Annotated in this window: 12 protein-coding genes; 4 read left to right on the forward strand and 8 right to left on the reverse strand. The window is 35.8% G+C overall.

The features are described from left to right. Nucleotides 1-228: 228 nt before the first annotated feature. Nucleotides 229-6,963 (forward strand): MoxR family ATPase, encoded by a 6,735-nt coding sequence (locus HT99x_RS11060; RefSeq protein WP_075064856.1) that lies wholly within the window; start codon nt 229-231, stop codon nt 6,961-6,963. 63 nt (nt 6,964-7,026) lie between these two features. On the opposite strand, the gene HT99x_RS11065 is transcribed toward HT99x_RS11060, so the two are convergent. Next, nucleotides 7,027-7,764: a TylF/MycF/NovP-related O-methyltransferase gene (locus HT99x_RS11065; protein WP_075064855.1), complete on the reverse strand. Its 738-nt coding sequence runs from the start codon at nt 7,762-7,764 to the stop codon at nt 7,027-7,029. A 216-nt stretch (nt 7,765-7,980) separates the two neighbouring features. Then, nucleotides 7,981-8,148, reverse strand: a complete 168-nt coding sequence (locus tag HT99x_RS11070) for a putative quinol monooxygenase (protein ID WP_158003335.1) — start codon at nt 8,146-8,148, stop codon at nt 7,981-7,983. 323 nt (nt 8,149-8,471) lie between these two features. Between HT99x_RS11070 and HT99x_RS11075 the strand changes: the two genes are divergently transcribed. After that, the gene (locus tag HT99x_RS11075; protein WP_075064853.1) at nt 8,472-9,122 is read left to right on the forward strand and encodes a hemerythrin domain-containing protein; all 651 of its coding nucleotides are present in this window, start codon (nt 8,472-8,474) and stop codon (nt 9,120-9,122) included. Nucleotides 9,123-9,432: 310 nt separating this feature from the next. On the opposite strand, the gene HT99x_RS11080 is transcribed toward HT99x_RS11075, so the two are convergent. The 4 genes from HT99x_RS11080 to HT99x_RS11095 form a co-directional block, all read right to left on the reverse strand. Then, the gene (locus HT99x_RS11080; protein ID WP_075064852.1) at nt 9,433-9,669 is read right to left on the reverse strand and encodes a hypothetical protein; all 237 of its coding nucleotides are present in this window, start codon (nt 9,667-9,669) and stop codon (nt 9,433-9,435) included. A gap of 325 nt (nt 9,670-9,994) precedes the next feature. Then, nucleotides 9,995-11,224 (reverse strand): DEAD/DEAH box helicase, encoded by a 1,230-nt coding sequence (locus tag HT99x_RS11085; protein ID WP_075064851.1) that lies wholly within the window; start codon nt 11,222-11,224, stop codon nt 9,995-9,997. A 464-nt stretch (nt 11,225-11,688) separates the two neighbouring features. Further along, a complete protein-coding gene (locus HT99x_RS11090; protein ID WP_200957077.1) occupies nt 11,689-12,618 on the reverse strand; it encodes a dimethylarginine dimethylaminohydrolase family protein in 930 nt (309 codons plus the stop codon). 80 nt (nt 12,619-12,698) lie between these two features. Next, nucleotides 12,699-12,935 carry a hypothetical protein gene (locus HT99x_RS11095; RefSeq protein WP_075064850.1) on the reverse strand — a complete coding sequence of 79 codons (237 nt, stop codon included), beginning with the start codon at nt 12,933-12,935 and terminating at the stop codon, nt 12,699-12,701. A gap of 504 nt (nt 12,936-13,439) precedes the next feature. Here HT99x_RS11095 and HT99x_RS11100 point away from each other — a divergent pair. Then, nucleotides 13,440-14,306 (forward strand): GAF domain-containing protein, encoded by an 867-nt coding sequence (locus HT99x_RS11100; protein ID WP_075064849.1) that lies wholly within the window; start codon nt 13,440-13,442, stop codon nt 14,304-14,306. A gap of 46 nt (nt 14,307-14,352) precedes the next feature. On the opposite strand, the gene HT99x_RS11105 is transcribed toward HT99x_RS11100, so the two are convergent. Then, the gene (locus HT99x_RS11105) at nt 14,353-14,811 is read right to left on the reverse strand and encodes a hypothetical protein (protein WP_075064848.1); all 459 of its coding nucleotides are present in this window, start codon (nt 14,809-14,811) and stop codon (nt 14,353-14,355) included. A gap of 92 nt (nt 14,812-14,903) precedes the next feature. Between HT99x_RS11105 and HT99x_RS11110 the strand changes: the two genes are divergently transcribed. Further along, a complete protein-coding gene (locus HT99x_RS11110; RefSeq protein ID WP_075064847.1) occupies nt 14,904-15,647 on the forward strand; it encodes a helix-turn-helix domain-containing protein in 744 nt (247 codons plus the stop codon). On the opposite strand, the gene HT99x_RS11115 is transcribed toward HT99x_RS11110, so the two are convergent. Further along, entirely contained in the window at nt 15,644-16,528 is an 885-nt protein-coding gene (locus tag HT99x_RS11115; RefSeq protein WP_075064846.1) for a phosphotransferase, read from the reverse strand. The two genes, HT99x_RS11110 and HT99x_RS11115, sit on opposite strands and share 4 nt — an antisense overlap. Nucleotide 16,529: the final 1 nt, after the last annotated feature.

Raw genomic sequence — 16,529 nt, forward strand, 5'->3', positions numbered from 1 at the left:
TATGTGATAAAACTTATAATTATTATAAATTTTATTTAATGTCTCGTTTATCTCAATTCAAAAAATTCGAAAATCATTTAACAGCACAAGAGTGTATAAGCAACATTTATTAATTCACCGCTAGAATGAACTTCTTCATTAATTCGCTAGTGACCCTACATGTTTTCTAAAACTTTATACCTTTTTAGATGTCTCTTTATATAAGAACCTATCTAAATGGATATATAAATGTATATACCCGATTACCTTTTATTTGAACCCAAACAGTTTAAAGAAAAATTGACGACGGAGTTTACCGGAAATTTAGACGTCCCTAATGCGTTAAAAGGCAATCCTCGTTGTTGGAAGAAGCAAAATATAGCAGGAACTAAACAAAAGAAAACCATCCTGATTAATGATTTTAGATTAGAAGGAATGGATGAAAAAAAAATAAAAGAAGCCAAACACTTTATTGATAAATTAATACAAGAGGGTTTTTCAATTTATCTGTGGCAAAAGCAAGGTCCTATTAAATTAGATGAAAAAAATTCAGGAATGTTATTCTTACCCCTTGTCAGAAATGATTGTTCGCCAGCTCACCCACATGAAATGACAAAAGCGATGGCAAGTAAAAATATTCCTACTGAAGGTCTTATCGTAATGGATATTGCTGCCTTAGTGAATTTGCAAAATGAAATCCAAGATCAAAAAGTCATGCCAAGGGCTCAACCCAATGAGGTTGATATACGTGATATTGCAAAGTCGACATTTTCATTTGACGCTATAAAGAAAGCAAAACCAGACATTAGGGTCATTGCTCCTGCCTTGGATGATAGCATTAAACCACTTGAGGATTGGTTTAATCAGAGAAATGAAGTTGTAAGCTTTGATTATCGAGATTACATTATTGACACCAAAGACAAAGCAAATTTTTATTTTTCCATTGCAGAACAGGTTAAAAATTTACGGGTTCAAACTCTCGAAGGTTTATCATTTAAGCAAATACTTGAAAAGGGAGCTAACCTTGAAACCATAAAAGTATCCGATAAGGATTTTTTTCAGAAATTAGATATTCAGGATTCAGAGTCCTACCCTTCAATTCGTGTTCTTGATTTAAGCGCAGGTGTCGAAATTGAAAATTCCATGAATAATTGGTATCTCTTGATGAACAAGATGCCCAATCTAAAAAGAATCGTACTTTTCCAGGGTTTTCTTGATTCGATCCAAGAAATACAAAAAAACGGCTTTCCAAAAGAAGTTTTACAGAAAGCATCAATTGAAGAAAGAGTAGCGCTTTTTAAATTACTAGAAGAATTAAAAGCAATAGAACATTTAACATGCAAAGATGATGAAGTTATGGGTAACGAGGATTTTACATTAACGTTTTCTCAATCCAATCAAGACTCAATGCTCACCAATCTTACCAAGCTCCAAACCACCCCAAATCTTGAATCATTGACAATGACATTGACGCCGCTTAACACAAAAATGACAATACCTGATGATGATAAAAACATCTTGAAACAGCACATCAATAATAAACTTGCCGTACTTAATTTAGAAGTTATCAACAAAACAAAGCCAATAGAAGATAGTAATTTCCATTTCCTCAGAACTTTTAACACCGTTTATCAAGATATCACCCATCTTGCGCATTTTGCACCCCACCTCCAATATTTGAAAATTTCCATGAAAAAAGACTGCCAAATATCAGCGCAAGAAGAGATAAAATCCATTCCCTCTCTTAAAGCAATCAGTATAGACGCCGAGAGTAAACAATCACTAAAATTTTTAAGCAAATTAGCACCCAACCTAGAGTCACTTGAATTAAATGGGGAAATAGTACATGACGATCTTTTTAGTGTTGATTTTCACAAACTGCGTACCCTATCTATCAAACCAGGTTTTACAGCGAGATTAACTTCGAATTTTACGCTTGGTGCTTTAATAAACCAATATCCAAAACTAGAAAATGTAGAGATAAATGGAGATCAAATATTATCAATTTTAAAAAAAACAGATACCTTACCCAAAAATATAAATCTTAAGAAATTATCGATTGATTTTCCATCATTGGCTTTGAATCCAGAGAGCCACACTGTGATAGTCGACATAGTGAAACGCGCTAATCATTTAACAGAACTCAATCTAAAAAATTGTAAATATTGCAGCGAAATGATTAAAGAGCTGTCAAAGACAGGCGCAAAACTAAACAATATTAGAAAAATTGATTTTACCTCCAGCAATTTCACCTTGGAAGACTACGTTCTTTTAAGACAAATGGCACCACATCTTGAATCCATTACGATCACCTATTGTCCTGCAAGCAACCATGAAGATGAACTCAGAAAAGATAAATCCGTCAACATAATCAATAAATATAAGAAAGCACTAACATCAAAAAACGATACCTCTACAGATGCAAGTAATAAACAGATTGGCAAAGGTGACAATGAAAAAAAACGCTCAGTCGATGCTAATGTGCTGAATAAAGATATTGAATATGATTTAACAGAAATATTTACCGATATCAATGGCGCAAAGCCACCTCATCCCAATCAATATCGTCTTAGTGTTTTTAATACTATCCAATTTACACCTAATCCAGAGTCACCTTTTGATTTACTGAATCTCGGCGACTTGGAACTTAAACCTTATCAAAAATACCAATACGGTTTAGAAAATCTAAATCAAGTTTTACAAATTGCTCGCAAAGAAAAAAAACAACAGTTTCAAGGCAAGCATACAATGCTACTGACAAACACTTTTGCACCTCTGCCATCATTGTCAGCAAATGAAGTATTACAAGCCCTTAATGTGCAAGGGCTTAAACAAAGTGATATTGAAGTAAAATATTCAACCCGTGACAACCTCTATTATATAAGACGCAAAACATTCGGGTTATCAGATGTTAACATCGATTTTCTTATCGAGGTGCAAGAACCTCCTATCAGTAAAAATAAAAGTCTACAAGAATTTGTTAAATCATTTAATGCCTTTGGGGTACCTGAAGCTGATATTGACATGGACGGCTTATCAGGCGAAGACAAGCTGAAGCGAATGTATGAACATAAAGTAGGACGCTGCGAACTGCGTGCACTGATGTTTAAACATTTTGCTAAAGAAAAATTCCCAGAACAGCCTGTTAGAATTATTACAAATGATTGTCATGCTTTTGTTGAAGTGCTAGAAAATAAGCAATGGATCAAATATGATTTAGGAGGCTACCCTGCCAAAGCAAATATCAAAAAACCAGATGTAGAAGCTAGAAACACTCCTGTCACGGAAACGTCTGATTTGCCAGAAAAATCTCCTGTGATCGAAGTTTCTGTTTTACCCGAAAATCCTGTGGTCGGAGTTTCTGCTTTGCATGAAAAATCAATTTTTGGAGATATTTCTGATTTAGAAGATGATCAAAGTGACATAATTGAACTAGATATTGAATGGGATGATGAAGAATCTCTAGATCCAACCCATGTAACATGGGGTGCGCGTGAGACGATAAAATTAGAACCCGAAGCCTTTTTACTTAACGCGCTTTCGGCAACGAAGGTAGACGCCACATCGGGTGAACATCGTGGGCAAAATGTGTTAGTACAATGCGAGAACGATGAAGATGTGCAAACAACGTGTCTTAATTTGCAACATATGGCTAAACACACTGAACGCGCAGTGTTCGTTATTAATAATCCAGAAGAAATCGTTTGCGCAAGTCGATGGTTGCGCAGAGAAAAGGATGATACCGGTACACCTATGACCGGCCCTGGTGGTCCTTTACATGAATTTCTAACGGCGCAGCATCATCAGGGAAAACATCCCGTATTGATAGTCAATTGGAACAACTTTAGTGCAGATGAGCTTGTACGTTTTAATACCCTTATTGATGAGAATCGTTCAGCGGATAAAACCCACATTCCAAACGATATGGTTGTTGTAGGCATTTATAACACCCAAAAACCCAATGCCTATACTGGCAGTGATTTTTATTCACGCAATACCAAAAAGTGTTTTGTTAAACCTAATGTTCTTCCTACTGAAGGTTTTGCGCTTGAGGTGCCTGAGACAAATATAGGAACCAATGCCATTGAAATTGAACTTTATGAGTCAATAAACTGGAGAGAATTATTGCTTGGACAATGGGTAATGGAAGCTGGTCGCATTCAATTTAATGAGGGTCCATTAGCTAAGGCACTTGAAAAAGGGCTACCAGTACACCTTCGTAATGCGCCCTGGCATATTCCTGAGTTTGCACAATTTTGGCAGGAAGCAAAAATTCATGGCAAAATTCCAACTACGGGTAATACACTGCAGGTACCTGTTTCATTTTGGGAAAATCTAAATCAAAGTAAAGGTTATGATTGGAAGGTATTATTAACAGCACATCATTTTGAGCCAAACCCTCAAAAACTCATCAACCCCTTTGTTATCAATCCAGGGACTTTTAATCAATTTATTGATCATTATGATATTCAGAACGATTTGCCACAATTCACTAAAAGTGTATTTTCTAAATATGAAAATAAAGAAGTTAATTTACTGCTGACATCATCTTTAAGTGCACCGAATTGGCATCAACTACTTAAAGAAGCTAAACGTTATAATGTTACATTACATATCGGAGTCCCAGAAGAGATCAGCTTACCGGAGTCTTTAGAAAAAGATTGCGATGTACAACGCTTAAATCAAAAAAAGCAGTCAATAGCTGATGTGACTTTAATTGTAAGCTCTGACGTCAGTATGACTGCAGAAAAACTAAAATTAGTGCATGTGAAGGATAAACCTTTTGTCATTGACGTGTCAGAATGTGATAATAGCGATATTTTTTATTCCAACAAAGCTAAACTGGATGAAAAAGAAAACAACATAGCATTTGAAACAAAAATCAGCGATATTTGGACAGCGCTTCAAAATAATCAAACCGTTATTTTAAAAGGACGTTTTAAAGCGGAGTTAACCAATGCATGCATGGAGATTTGCTCACAAGGAGGATTAACCATCAATGGAAAATTTGAACCCCTCAAAGGAAAACTTATATTATTAAGTGATGCGCCGTTGTCAACTGCATTTGAAAGCAAGAACGACACGCCAGACTTACAAGAAAAAATAGATCATATTTTAGCAAACGAATATTCAGAAGAACTTCAACGCGCTATTAAAGCACACAATTGGCCAAAAGATGCCACCTTCGCGCAAATAAAAGCGGCTATCAATCAATATCAACGCACTATGCCACCTCACTTTGATATCCAGGAAGGAATTCTCAAAATTGCCACGAAAGAATCACAAGCAAGACAAGCAATGGATTTTAGTGATGAACATGTCGATAAAGTTTGTAATGAATTTATTGCCACACGTTTAGAGGCACTTAAAAATATTTTATCCCATGCTCCTTTTGCTTTTATTGGGGGTAAAACAGGTGTGGGCAAAAGCACCTTCATGAAACGCTATATTACGCCTGAAAATGGTTTTACACTTTATAATGAAATTCAAGGCTTAGAAAATTGGGCAAATAATCAAACGAGAGGTACAACAAAAGTTCTATTCTTTGATGAAGCTAATATTTCAGATAATGACTATACCCTTTTTGAAGGATTATATGAAATACCGCCAAGAATTTTGATTAATGGCAAACTGATTACCTTAACGGAAGATCATAAAGTCGTTCTTGCAGGCAACCCAATGAGTTATGGTGGTGAGCGACATTTACCCACTCTGCTATCACAACATGGCAATGCATGCACTTTTGATCTCATGCCCATTGAATATATCTATCGGGATATTTTAAAACCTGTGTTCGATGCGGCAAAAGTGTCAAAAATAAATTCCAAGGTATTTAGCGAATGCATCTTAACAGCATACCAAGATATCTGTGCTTTTTCTGAAGATGAAGTTCTTATTAGTCCAAGGGAATTAAAAATGATGGCGATGATGATGGTTTCATCGATCCTGAGTGAAAGCAACCATCAAAATATTGTTTATGAAGTAGCAAGTCAATGTTTACCGGATGACAAAAAAGAAGAATTTAAGCATTCGTTTTTATCTAAATATCCAAAGAGTTTATCTTCAAATAAACGTGTTCTACCTTCGCAAACAACCGCAGGTAAAAATTTTACGTTAACACCTTCTAGAGTTCCTATTTATGATTCTCTACTACGGTTACTTGCCGTACGAGAAACAATGATAACAAGCAACGATGAGGCGCTTAAAACATCTGGTTTAGGTGGGATGATTTTAGAAGGCGAGCCCGGTACGGGGAAAAGCCATTTTTTAATCGATGTTTTAATGAAACAGGGATATCAACCATTTCCTACTAAGATCGACACCGATAAAGTTTTTTATATCATTCCGGCTAGTATGTCTTTTGAAGAGAAGAAAAATAAGTTAATTGACGCTTTCGAGAAAGGGCTCCCCATTGTTATAGATGAAATCAATAGCACCCCGATGATGGAACAATTATTGAATAGTTTACTAATGGGAGAACATCCTATTACCAAGAAAGCATCTGACAATCCCGGATTTTTTCTCTTGGCAACGCAAAATCCAATTTCAATGGCAGGTCGACAAGCAACGAGTCAAGCTATCAAACGGCGCGTCTTATTTCATGAATTTAAGGCTTATAATGGAACTGAAATGCAAGATATTTTAATTGAAAGCTTTGCGAATGTTCCTTTAAAAAATATTCAAACCCTGATCCGTCATCATCTTAATGCAGTACGTTACGCAAAAGCACATCATTTGGAGCCAGCACCTGTATTTAGGGATCTGTATAAAATTGTTGAAAAAATAGCTGAACGCTTTCCAAAAGATATTGTCAAAGTGAACTTTGAAGCGGAAAAAGTCCTTATACAGCAAAATGAAAATGTCTACAGAGCACCCAAAATCACGCATAGCCTGAAAAAAAGTAGAGACCAATTAACATTTAAATCGCAAATTCAAGAAGAAAATATTCCTCCCACACCTAACCTTGCACCCAAGACAAGGTAAGCAATGAAATGCCATTAAGAAAAGTCATCGGTATACCCTGAGGCATGCCTGACTCTCTTTGTTTTACAATATTTGCGCTACCGCTTGTTCAAAGTATTGGTTAAAACCAATAATCTTGGCTTTTTTATTGCTTTTGCGCAGAAATTCGTTAAATGCTTTATATTCATGTTCCCTAAAAGTTGAATAGTTATAATATTCATCAAAAATGATAATGGAACCGCTAACAATATTGTCACCTAAACAATCAAAAACATCGCAGGTTGAACTATAGATATCGCAATCGATATGCAGCAATGCAATAGGATTATCTTTTAATATTTTGTTTTTGAATTCTGGAAGTGTTTCTTTAAATAGCCCCTTAAATAAGGATACATTGTGTAGCACAGGAGGCACCATGTCTTTTGATTTAAATCTAAATGTTCCTTTGGGAACGTCTATATCACCGCAATCCCAATCTTCAGGGAGCCCTTCAAATGAATCAAAGCCATAAATTCTATTTTTTGAATTTAAAGCAGCAATAAAATTAATGGTACTTCCTCTAGCCACACCCATTTCTAGATAAAAACCTTTAATAGTTACATTATCACTTGCAAATCGCATTATTTCTGCATCAGTATCAAGAGCAATTGCTTCTTTAAATTCATTTTTAACAAATTCTTCCATCTCTGGCGTATCTTTATAATAAGTATCGATGGGGAAAAAATTAAGCACTTGCTTTCCTTTAAACCACTCACTTGAGCATTCTGGAAGTTCAACGATTTGAGCCCAATCAAACCCTTTCACTTCTTTAAGAATAGACATAGTAAAAATTCCCATTTAGCTTTAACTGAACTAACAATATTTCACTTGGCTCAATCATTCAACCGCAAGTAGTCTACAGCGCCAATCTTCGATAAGCTTCGTCTGCTCATTCATCAAATATTTCTCTGCAAACTTTGCAACATAATCAGATTGACAATGCTTGTCAAAATCTTCCTTAGATGAATACTCCTGGATTAAAATGAAAGGATAGGGTGTTTACCCAGGAGCTCCAGGATGCTCTATTTGATGCGTAACATGGTATCTTAAGCATCCGCTTTCATTTTCTAAAGTAATAGCCGCCAGCTGTTTGAAAATCGCTAACAATTCATCATGATGTGCTGCTTTGGGTAACCATTCTGAAACAATAAAATAGCTTTTCGACATATCTTCCTCGTCTGAACAAAAGGGGCCAGGCATACCGATGACCCTAGTTAGGCTTATTTTAATGAAGTAAGGTCATCAGTACACCTAACCCTTATGCCTTTGGTACTTAGTTAACATTCTTATACTGCAGGTTAAGTATACCGATGACCCTGGTTAAATCTTGAGAAAGATCATCAGTATACCTGCCTTCTAGTTCTCTAATCAGATAACTTTCATTCTATTTAACAAATCATTGAGTTAAAATGCTCAAAAAGTCGATTGTATCTGCCCAATAACTTTCCATGTTGATCCTGGTAGAGAAATAATTTCGCGTAGGAGAAAAAATGCGTTATCGTTTTTATCGTGTTCATAAATATGTTTGTTTTGAGCTTGCAGACTTTGAACATACCATTGCTAGAACGGATTTCTTAGATCCCAAAGCATGTCTTGCACTTCAAGAAAAATTGACCAACTTAATTCATATGTTAAAGCATCATGGCGAATATGAAGATGCCCACATACATGATTTGTTACGCCAAAAAAATAGCAATTCGCAGCTTACACTTGAAAAAGAACATCAAGAGCATGAACAAGCATTTCATGATCTTAGTCATCAGTTAGAAAAAATTATGACAGTACAAGGCCATTCTGAAAAAATACAGCTAGGAAATGAATTTTATTTAGCTTATCGCTCATTTTACAGCGAAATGTTAAAGCACTTGTATGATGAAGAAACAGTTCTACTACCCGAATTACAAGCTTTGTATTCCGATGAAGAATTGGCAAAACTTCAAGCTCAGACTTATCAAAAAATGACGCCTGAACAAATGCTTGGCATGCTAAATGTTCTATTTCCGCATGCTAATCCAGAAGATATGCATTTTTTCACTAATGAAATAAAGCAGGCTGCGCCGGAAAAATTTCAGATTGTTTGGGAGCAATTATCAGATAACTATAAGCAACTCATTCACTCTTATTCTCTTAGCTTAACCTGAGTTAAACTTTAAGTAAGAAGGGTCATGGGTATACCCTGAGGTATCTCCACGAATATTACTAGATAGTATCGTCATTGCGAGCAGAAGCCGCTGTAATAGGTTGAAAAAACACCAAAATTACACGGCTGAAGCGAAGCAATCCATCTGAATATATTTCTTACGGAACTCTGTAAGATAAATACTCAGATGGATTGCCACGCAAAAGACGTTATGGCTTATCATTTTTTTACGTTTTCTCCGCGTCTTTTGCTCGCAATGACGAAAAAATTTTGTGGGGATACCTCAGTCGGTATACCTGTCCCCTTTGCATTTAGAGATTTAAAGATTTAATAAAATCTATTGCGGTTTGTTCAGTTAAACTTTCCCAGCCATTAGGTTCATAAAATTTATCAATCATAGCTAATCCATATTTTGTAAACTGAGCTTTTGTGCAATACTCTGCTGGAACAAAATCAAAATCAAAATCTTCTATCTCTCGTATCAAGGCTTGCTCACAAGTAAGACCACCTGAAATAGCATTTAAATCATTTTTAACTAATAATCGCATATTAATCCTTATTATTTTCTTAAGAAAAATACCTAGAAAGCAGAATTATAAATTTTCCAGGTTTGACTCTATATTTAATGCCTTGAAATGTAAAGCCGCCTGAAGGGATCGGGTATACCAATGATCGTAGTTAAATCTTGAGGAAGAAAGGTCATCGGTATACCTGCCCCCTTCAGCGTATATACTCACAAAAAACAAACACTCTTACCTTCTAAAGGCATGACAGATAAAAAAGCCCCTGAAGATCCAGGGACATTTTCATCTGCAAGCAATAGAAGACAAAACAGAAAAAGATTTTGATTTTATTTGGCATCAACAATCATTTTCATCGACTTTGACCTTCAAGTAATGGTTTACGTTTTGGTTTTTTAGGGCGCCGCTTTGTTTGCTGTGATTGAAATGGTTTTGACTCTGGTAGTTTATTTTGCGGAATAAATCCCTCAATATTGACACGTTCAATATTAAATTTTACTAAACGCTCGATATCATGAAGTTGCTTTATTTCATCTGCACTTACCAACGAAACAGCGTGGCCGTTTGAACCAGCACGACCGGTGCGGCCAATCCGATGTACATAATCTTCAGGAACGTTCGGGAGATCAAAATTGACAACTTGAGGTAATTGATCGATATCAATTCCACGAGCTGCAATGTCCGTTGCTACCAGGATTTGGACTTTACCTAGTTTAAAGTTCTCAAGGGCTTTAGTACGTTGAGCTTGGCTCTTATTACCATGAATAGCAGCTGAGTTAATATTATCTTGGCTTAACAATTTTACTAATTTATTTGCTCCGTGTTTTGTTCTGCAAAACACCAATGCCTGAAACCATTTTTCGCTGCGTATCAAATGGCTCAATAGCAAAGCCTTACTATTTTTATCTACTGGGTATAATTTTTGCTTAACTGTTGTGGCGGTGGTGTTTTGTGGGCTCACACTGACTTCTACAGGTTGATTTAACAAGCCTTTAGCTAATTGGCGGATATCATTGGAAAAAGTGGCAGAAAACAATAAGTTTTGACGCTTTTTAGGCAATAATGCTAAGATTCTTTTGATATCATGAATAAAACCCATGTCCAGCATTCGATCGGCTTCATCCAATACTAAAATTTCCACATCGTTAAATCTAATCGCATTTTGTTGATATAAATCTAAGAGGCGGCCAGGAGTGGCAACCAGGATCTCTACGCCACTTCGCAATTTCATCATTTGTGGATTAATTTTTACGCCTCCAAATACGACTGTGGATCTTAAGCGTTGATACTTTCCATAGGCTAAAATGCTTTCATGGATCTGAGCTGCCAATTCTCGAGTAGGAGTGAGTATTAAAGCGAGTGTACGATTGCTGTTAGCAAAAGGTCTTGTGCTAAGCATTTGCAAGATGGGTAGTACAAAACCTGCGGTTTTACCCGTTCCAGTTTGAGCACATGCCATAATGTCATTCCCAGCTAAAATAACCGGAATCGTCTGTTCTTGAATAGGAGAAGGACTATTGTACCCTTTGTCAACAAGGGCATTTAGAATAGCGGGGGATAAGCCTAAAGATTCAAATATCATTCATTATTCCTATAAGGTAATCGAGGTATCGCATAAAGTGTGCGTATATGGGAGAGCGGTCGCTGCGCTCTTTGGGATATCAACTATGCTCTGTACCCTTGCATACAGTAAATTAACTGGCAAATTAACACTGAAGGATTCAGAAGGCAAATTCTTCCTTATTAAGGTCTACAACATGACTGCCATATAACCATATGGGTGCATTTACCACAAATAAGTTTACTAACAAACAATCTATTAAAATTTGCTTTAAGAGCTCAATGAACGGGTTTAAAGAGAAAAGTTAATGCGGTTACTGATTGCTTTACAAAAGAATGATCAAGTATTTCAATACAAATTAAAGGATCAAGTCTTCAATATGTTGAGTAATGCGAAGACTTGATCCCAGAGGTAATTAACTATTGGGTAAAGCACCATTGATTAGTCTTTTGCTTACAAAGACGAACCATCATTGAGGAGAATGCCTATCCTTCTAATCTCAGAATCGGCCTTGTCAAGCACGTCGCCCCGCCTTCCGCTTTATGAGATATCTCATTGCCTTCATACGTATGTACTTTACAACCTGCAGCTTCTAATCGTGATTTAGTTTCGTTATTACCCTCAATGGTTAAACAAACATTAGGCTTGATGGCTAATACATTCGGGCCCATACTGTTGTATTCATGCTCTGGCACTTCAATTAAAGCAAATCCTTTTTCCTTTAAGTGTTCAATAAAAGATACAGGTAAAAACTTAGGATAGACTAAAGCTTTTTTATGATCGACCAAGCTAATAAGCGATTGCAAATGTAAGCAGGCTTCTTTACCTTGATCATAAGGCAATTCAACTTGAACAACCTTAATATTGAAGGGAGCCAGTGTATTTTTGATTTGATCAATCCCTTCTTGATTGGTACGAAACCCTCGTCCAATCGCGAGTGTTTTATTATCAAGCCAGAGAATATCGCCCGCTTCAGCCGTAGCTTTTCCATGAAGTTCAAACAAAATAGGAATATTTAAAGCTTTGAATTTATTTTTTAACGCACTTTCCTCACCTTTACGAAGTGGCTTGCCCATGCTTAAAATAATAGCACCGTGATTTGTTATCAATGCAGGATCGTGAACAAATATGGCATCGGCTAAATTGTTCAAAGGTTGATCGTGATAAACTACCTGGATATCTTGTTTCTTTAAAATAGCTACAAAGTCATCATGTTCTTTTTGCGCTTTTTCAAGATTAGGTTGCGAGGTGTAATGCCAAGTTTTAGGATCGGCTTTACCAAAAGATTCATCAGGTTTTCTTACGACAACAATTTTAAGATCTCCTACCATGGTTTGACCACCATAGTTTTGTTGTGCAAATAAACTCGTTGAAAGCAACATAGTGCAAAGCATAAAGGTGTAAGACTTTAACATATCGTATCCCTACATTATTCGAAAACAATTGAAGGGCATATATCGTTCTATGCCCTTATATTGAACAAAAGGAAGATGATTTATAGGTCTAAAGACTTAATTATGTCAATTACTACTGGATCACTTAAACTTCCAAAACCGTTTGGCTCATATATTTTATCTATGAGGGCCGTTGCATATTTTATATATTGAGCTTTTGTACAATATTGCGTCGGATCGAAATCAGCATCAAAATTCTCTATATCTCGTATTATTGCTTCTCCACAAAGAGAACCACCTGAAATAACATCCAAATTTTCTTTTGTTAATATACGCATATAAAATCCTTATCATGAAGTTAAAATATATTTAATCTTTTTATTATTCATTTTCAATTTACAAATCTTTAGACTGAACATTGCATTTCAGATAAAGTAATAATCACTCTATCAAAATTGTATCTAAATTCATATTCTTAAAAAACTTTCTCCGCAATATTTATATGACTAATAAAGATATCTACACCATGTGAGTAGCATAACATTTTTTGTTGAAATTTTTCGCGACGTTCATCGTCAACAATCATGTATTGTGCAATAAAATCATTCACCGCCCTTCTTGCTTCAGGTGTATTGTTTCTGGAAGTATCTGAGAATAAATTTCTTAAATGTGAATAAGTTGTGCATATTCTACAGTGTCACAATCCTGTACTGGACAAGCTGAATATCTAGAAACAAATTTCCTTGTACTTTTTTTCAGTAAAATCATGGTCTCATCAGGAAATTTATCATTTTCAAACTATACTTTTAATCGTCATCGTGCAAAAGAAGAATGGATATCTTATGAAAGTGCCGCCAAAGCCAGCCAATGAAGATGAAAGATTGCATGCCTTAGCTAAATATAAATTACCTAATTTAGCCAATGATAAAATCTTTAATCAAATTACAGAACTTGCTTCTTTAATTTGTGATATGCCCATTTGTTTGATTACTATCATAGATAAAGATACGAATTGGTTTTTATCTAACCATGGATTAGAAAGCAGTGGTGAAACACCACGCGATCTCTCTTTTTGTGCGCATGCTATTCTTGATGATAAACTCATGGAAATTACTGACACCACTTTGGATGATAGATTCAATAATAATCCTTTTGTTTTAGGTATTCCTCAGATCAGATTTTATGCGGGGATGCCACTTGTTGACCCAGATGGTTTTAAGCTTGGAACTATCTGTCTCATTGACAAAGTTACAAGAGAATTAACACCCAAACAAGAAAAAATACTTGGCCTGTTTTCTAAGATGATTATTTCCATTATTGAAGCAAGAGCAGGTGCTTTAAATAAAGTGAATTCATTTTTAAACAATGAAGAAAAAATCAATGAAATTGAAAATTTCAAAAATATGCTCATGCAATCGATTCCAGAAGGCATTATAGCAGTCACACAAAACGGAAAAATATTTTTCACCAATGAAAAAGCAACCAAACTCTTTGGATATCCTGCTGCAGAACTTTTAAATCAAAATTTCTTCTTTTTGCTCAAAGACAAAGAACTTGATTTAGCAAATAATCATATTATTATGACAGAAGCGATTAAAAAAGATCACTCGCAACTTCCCGTTGAATTGTCAGTGGCGCCTTTAAAAAATAGTAACCATTTTTTAGTGGTTATCAAAGAAAACTCTATTGGTAATTTTCAAAATCCTTAAACTATATGTCGCCCCAGCCTTCGCTGGTGCGACAATCAAATGAATCCTAAACAACTTCATGAAAAAACAATTCATTAAATGAAACAATTCTTTCATTCTTTACTATCATATAACCCATCACATGAATTTTACTTTCTAGATTATTCCAATCTTTAGCATTCATCACAAAATTTAAGTAAACTCGCTCTCCTGCTTGTTGTAAATCCATAGCATCGATATCGACATGCAATATTTTGTAATGGTTATTTAATTCTAAGAAATGATCATAATGTCCTTGAATACCTTCACATGCTAATTTAGCGTTTGTTATCATTTGGGCATCGCTACTAAAATACTTTGCAACGTCATTTTGGGAAAAGGCCATTCGCTTTTCACTGGAAATTTGATTAAACCATTTGTAAGTATCTTTCACGACTTGTAATTCCGATGCTTTTGCTTCAATCGTTGTGCTTAGTAACATAATAGCTCCCATCATAGTGAACAGTTTTCTCATTTTTTTAAACATAAAAAGCTCCTTACGCTGTATTTTGATAGTAGCATTAAGGTTTTAGATCAGATATCTTGTGTGGGTTGATATATAGCGCATTTGGGCCAATCATGAAAAAACCCCTCATTATTGATATTATTACGCATCCTAAGTCTCATGAGACCAAGTGGCATGCCCATGAAGAATGTCAGTTGTTTATATTAAAATCAGGTTTAATTTCATTTGAACTTGAAAATCAACGAATGATAATCCCAGCCGGTCAAGGAGGATGGATCCCTGCAGGAATGGGGCATAAAGCCAAAATAATCGGATGTGTTAGTGCTATATCCCTTTATATTGAAGCCAATTTATGCAAAGACTCACCGCAGCATGCTTTTGTTTTCACACCTACATCATTTTTACAGGAAATTATTACTCGTTTTGCTACGCAGCCTAAAGGTAAGCCATGGTTAAAATCAGATAATAATCTAATGCACGTTTTGTTAGATGAGCTCAAAACAACCCATGTTATGCCATTTTCCTTACCCATGCCGCAAGAAACGAAATTAGCATTTGTGGCAAAGCAGTTTATTAATCATCCTGAGGTTAATGAATCCATTGAATACTGGGCAGATAAAGCAAATACTAGCAAAAGAACCTTTACGCGCCATTTTCGTTCAGAAACAGGCATCTCATTTGCTAAATGGTGCCAACAAGTGCGCATTCTGTGTTCTTTGGAATATTTATCTCAAGGAAAATCTGTCACCTGGATTGCTTTAACACTAGGATATAACAGCGTTAGTGCGTTTATAAAAGTTTTTAAGCAATGGACAGGGAGAACACCTACTCAATCTCTAGATGGTATCGCTAATTAAGCAGATAAAACCTCAGTTACCAACCGCTTACCAACTGCCACTAATTCAGGATTGGTATCAAAATAATAAGGCAAGATTATTAAGCCGATAGATAAGGCCCACCCTTTGCCTCTCAACCAAGTAGCATCATCAATCAGTAAGGTGGTTCGAAATGTTTCACGTGAGTCCCTATCCAACAAGCTCCATGCAGGTAAAAGATCACAAGCCGGATCACCTATTCCCATCATACCAAAATCAATGATCCCGGTTACTTTCCCATTATTAACTAATATATTTGCCGGTAACAAATCACTATGGATCCAAACAGGTGGTTTATCCCAAATTGGCGCTTGCTTACAAATATTCCAAATCTTTAAGGCAGCGCTTGTATCGACAATCCCCTCTAAATCAGCTAATGCTTTATGTACTTCTTCATCTCGGGTGTTAAGCGGTAAGCCTCGATAGGTTGAAGGACCACTTGTAGCATCGATACGATGTAAGGAATTAATGAATTTTGCAAGATCACGTGCAGCTTGAGCAAGATCTAAATTGACCGCATTGATCGCATTATTCCCTTCAAGCCAATGGAAAATAGACCAATACGAAGGGTAATTATTTTGTGGTTGCCCTTTGCCAATGGGGACAGGGATTGCTAAAGGTAAATGAGGTGCTAAGAAGGGTAACCAACGTTGCTCTTTTTCAATTTGTATTTGTGAACCTGGCACACGGGGTAAACGAATGCATTTATCATCTCCCAACCTAAATATAAGATTATCGGTACCAGCAGACTTAATCATCTGTAAGGGCAAATCTGACCATTGCTGGAATTGAGATTGCAATAAGTCTCTTACCATCCTTTCATCAATATCAAATTCATTTTCATGCATTTTAATATTTGCCATA

It is taken from the genome of Candidatus Berkiella aquae (assembly GCF_001431295.2).
GTDB classification, from domain to species: domain Bacteria; phylum Pseudomonadota; class Gammaproteobacteria; order Berkiellales; family Berkiellaceae; genus Berkiella; species Berkiella aquae.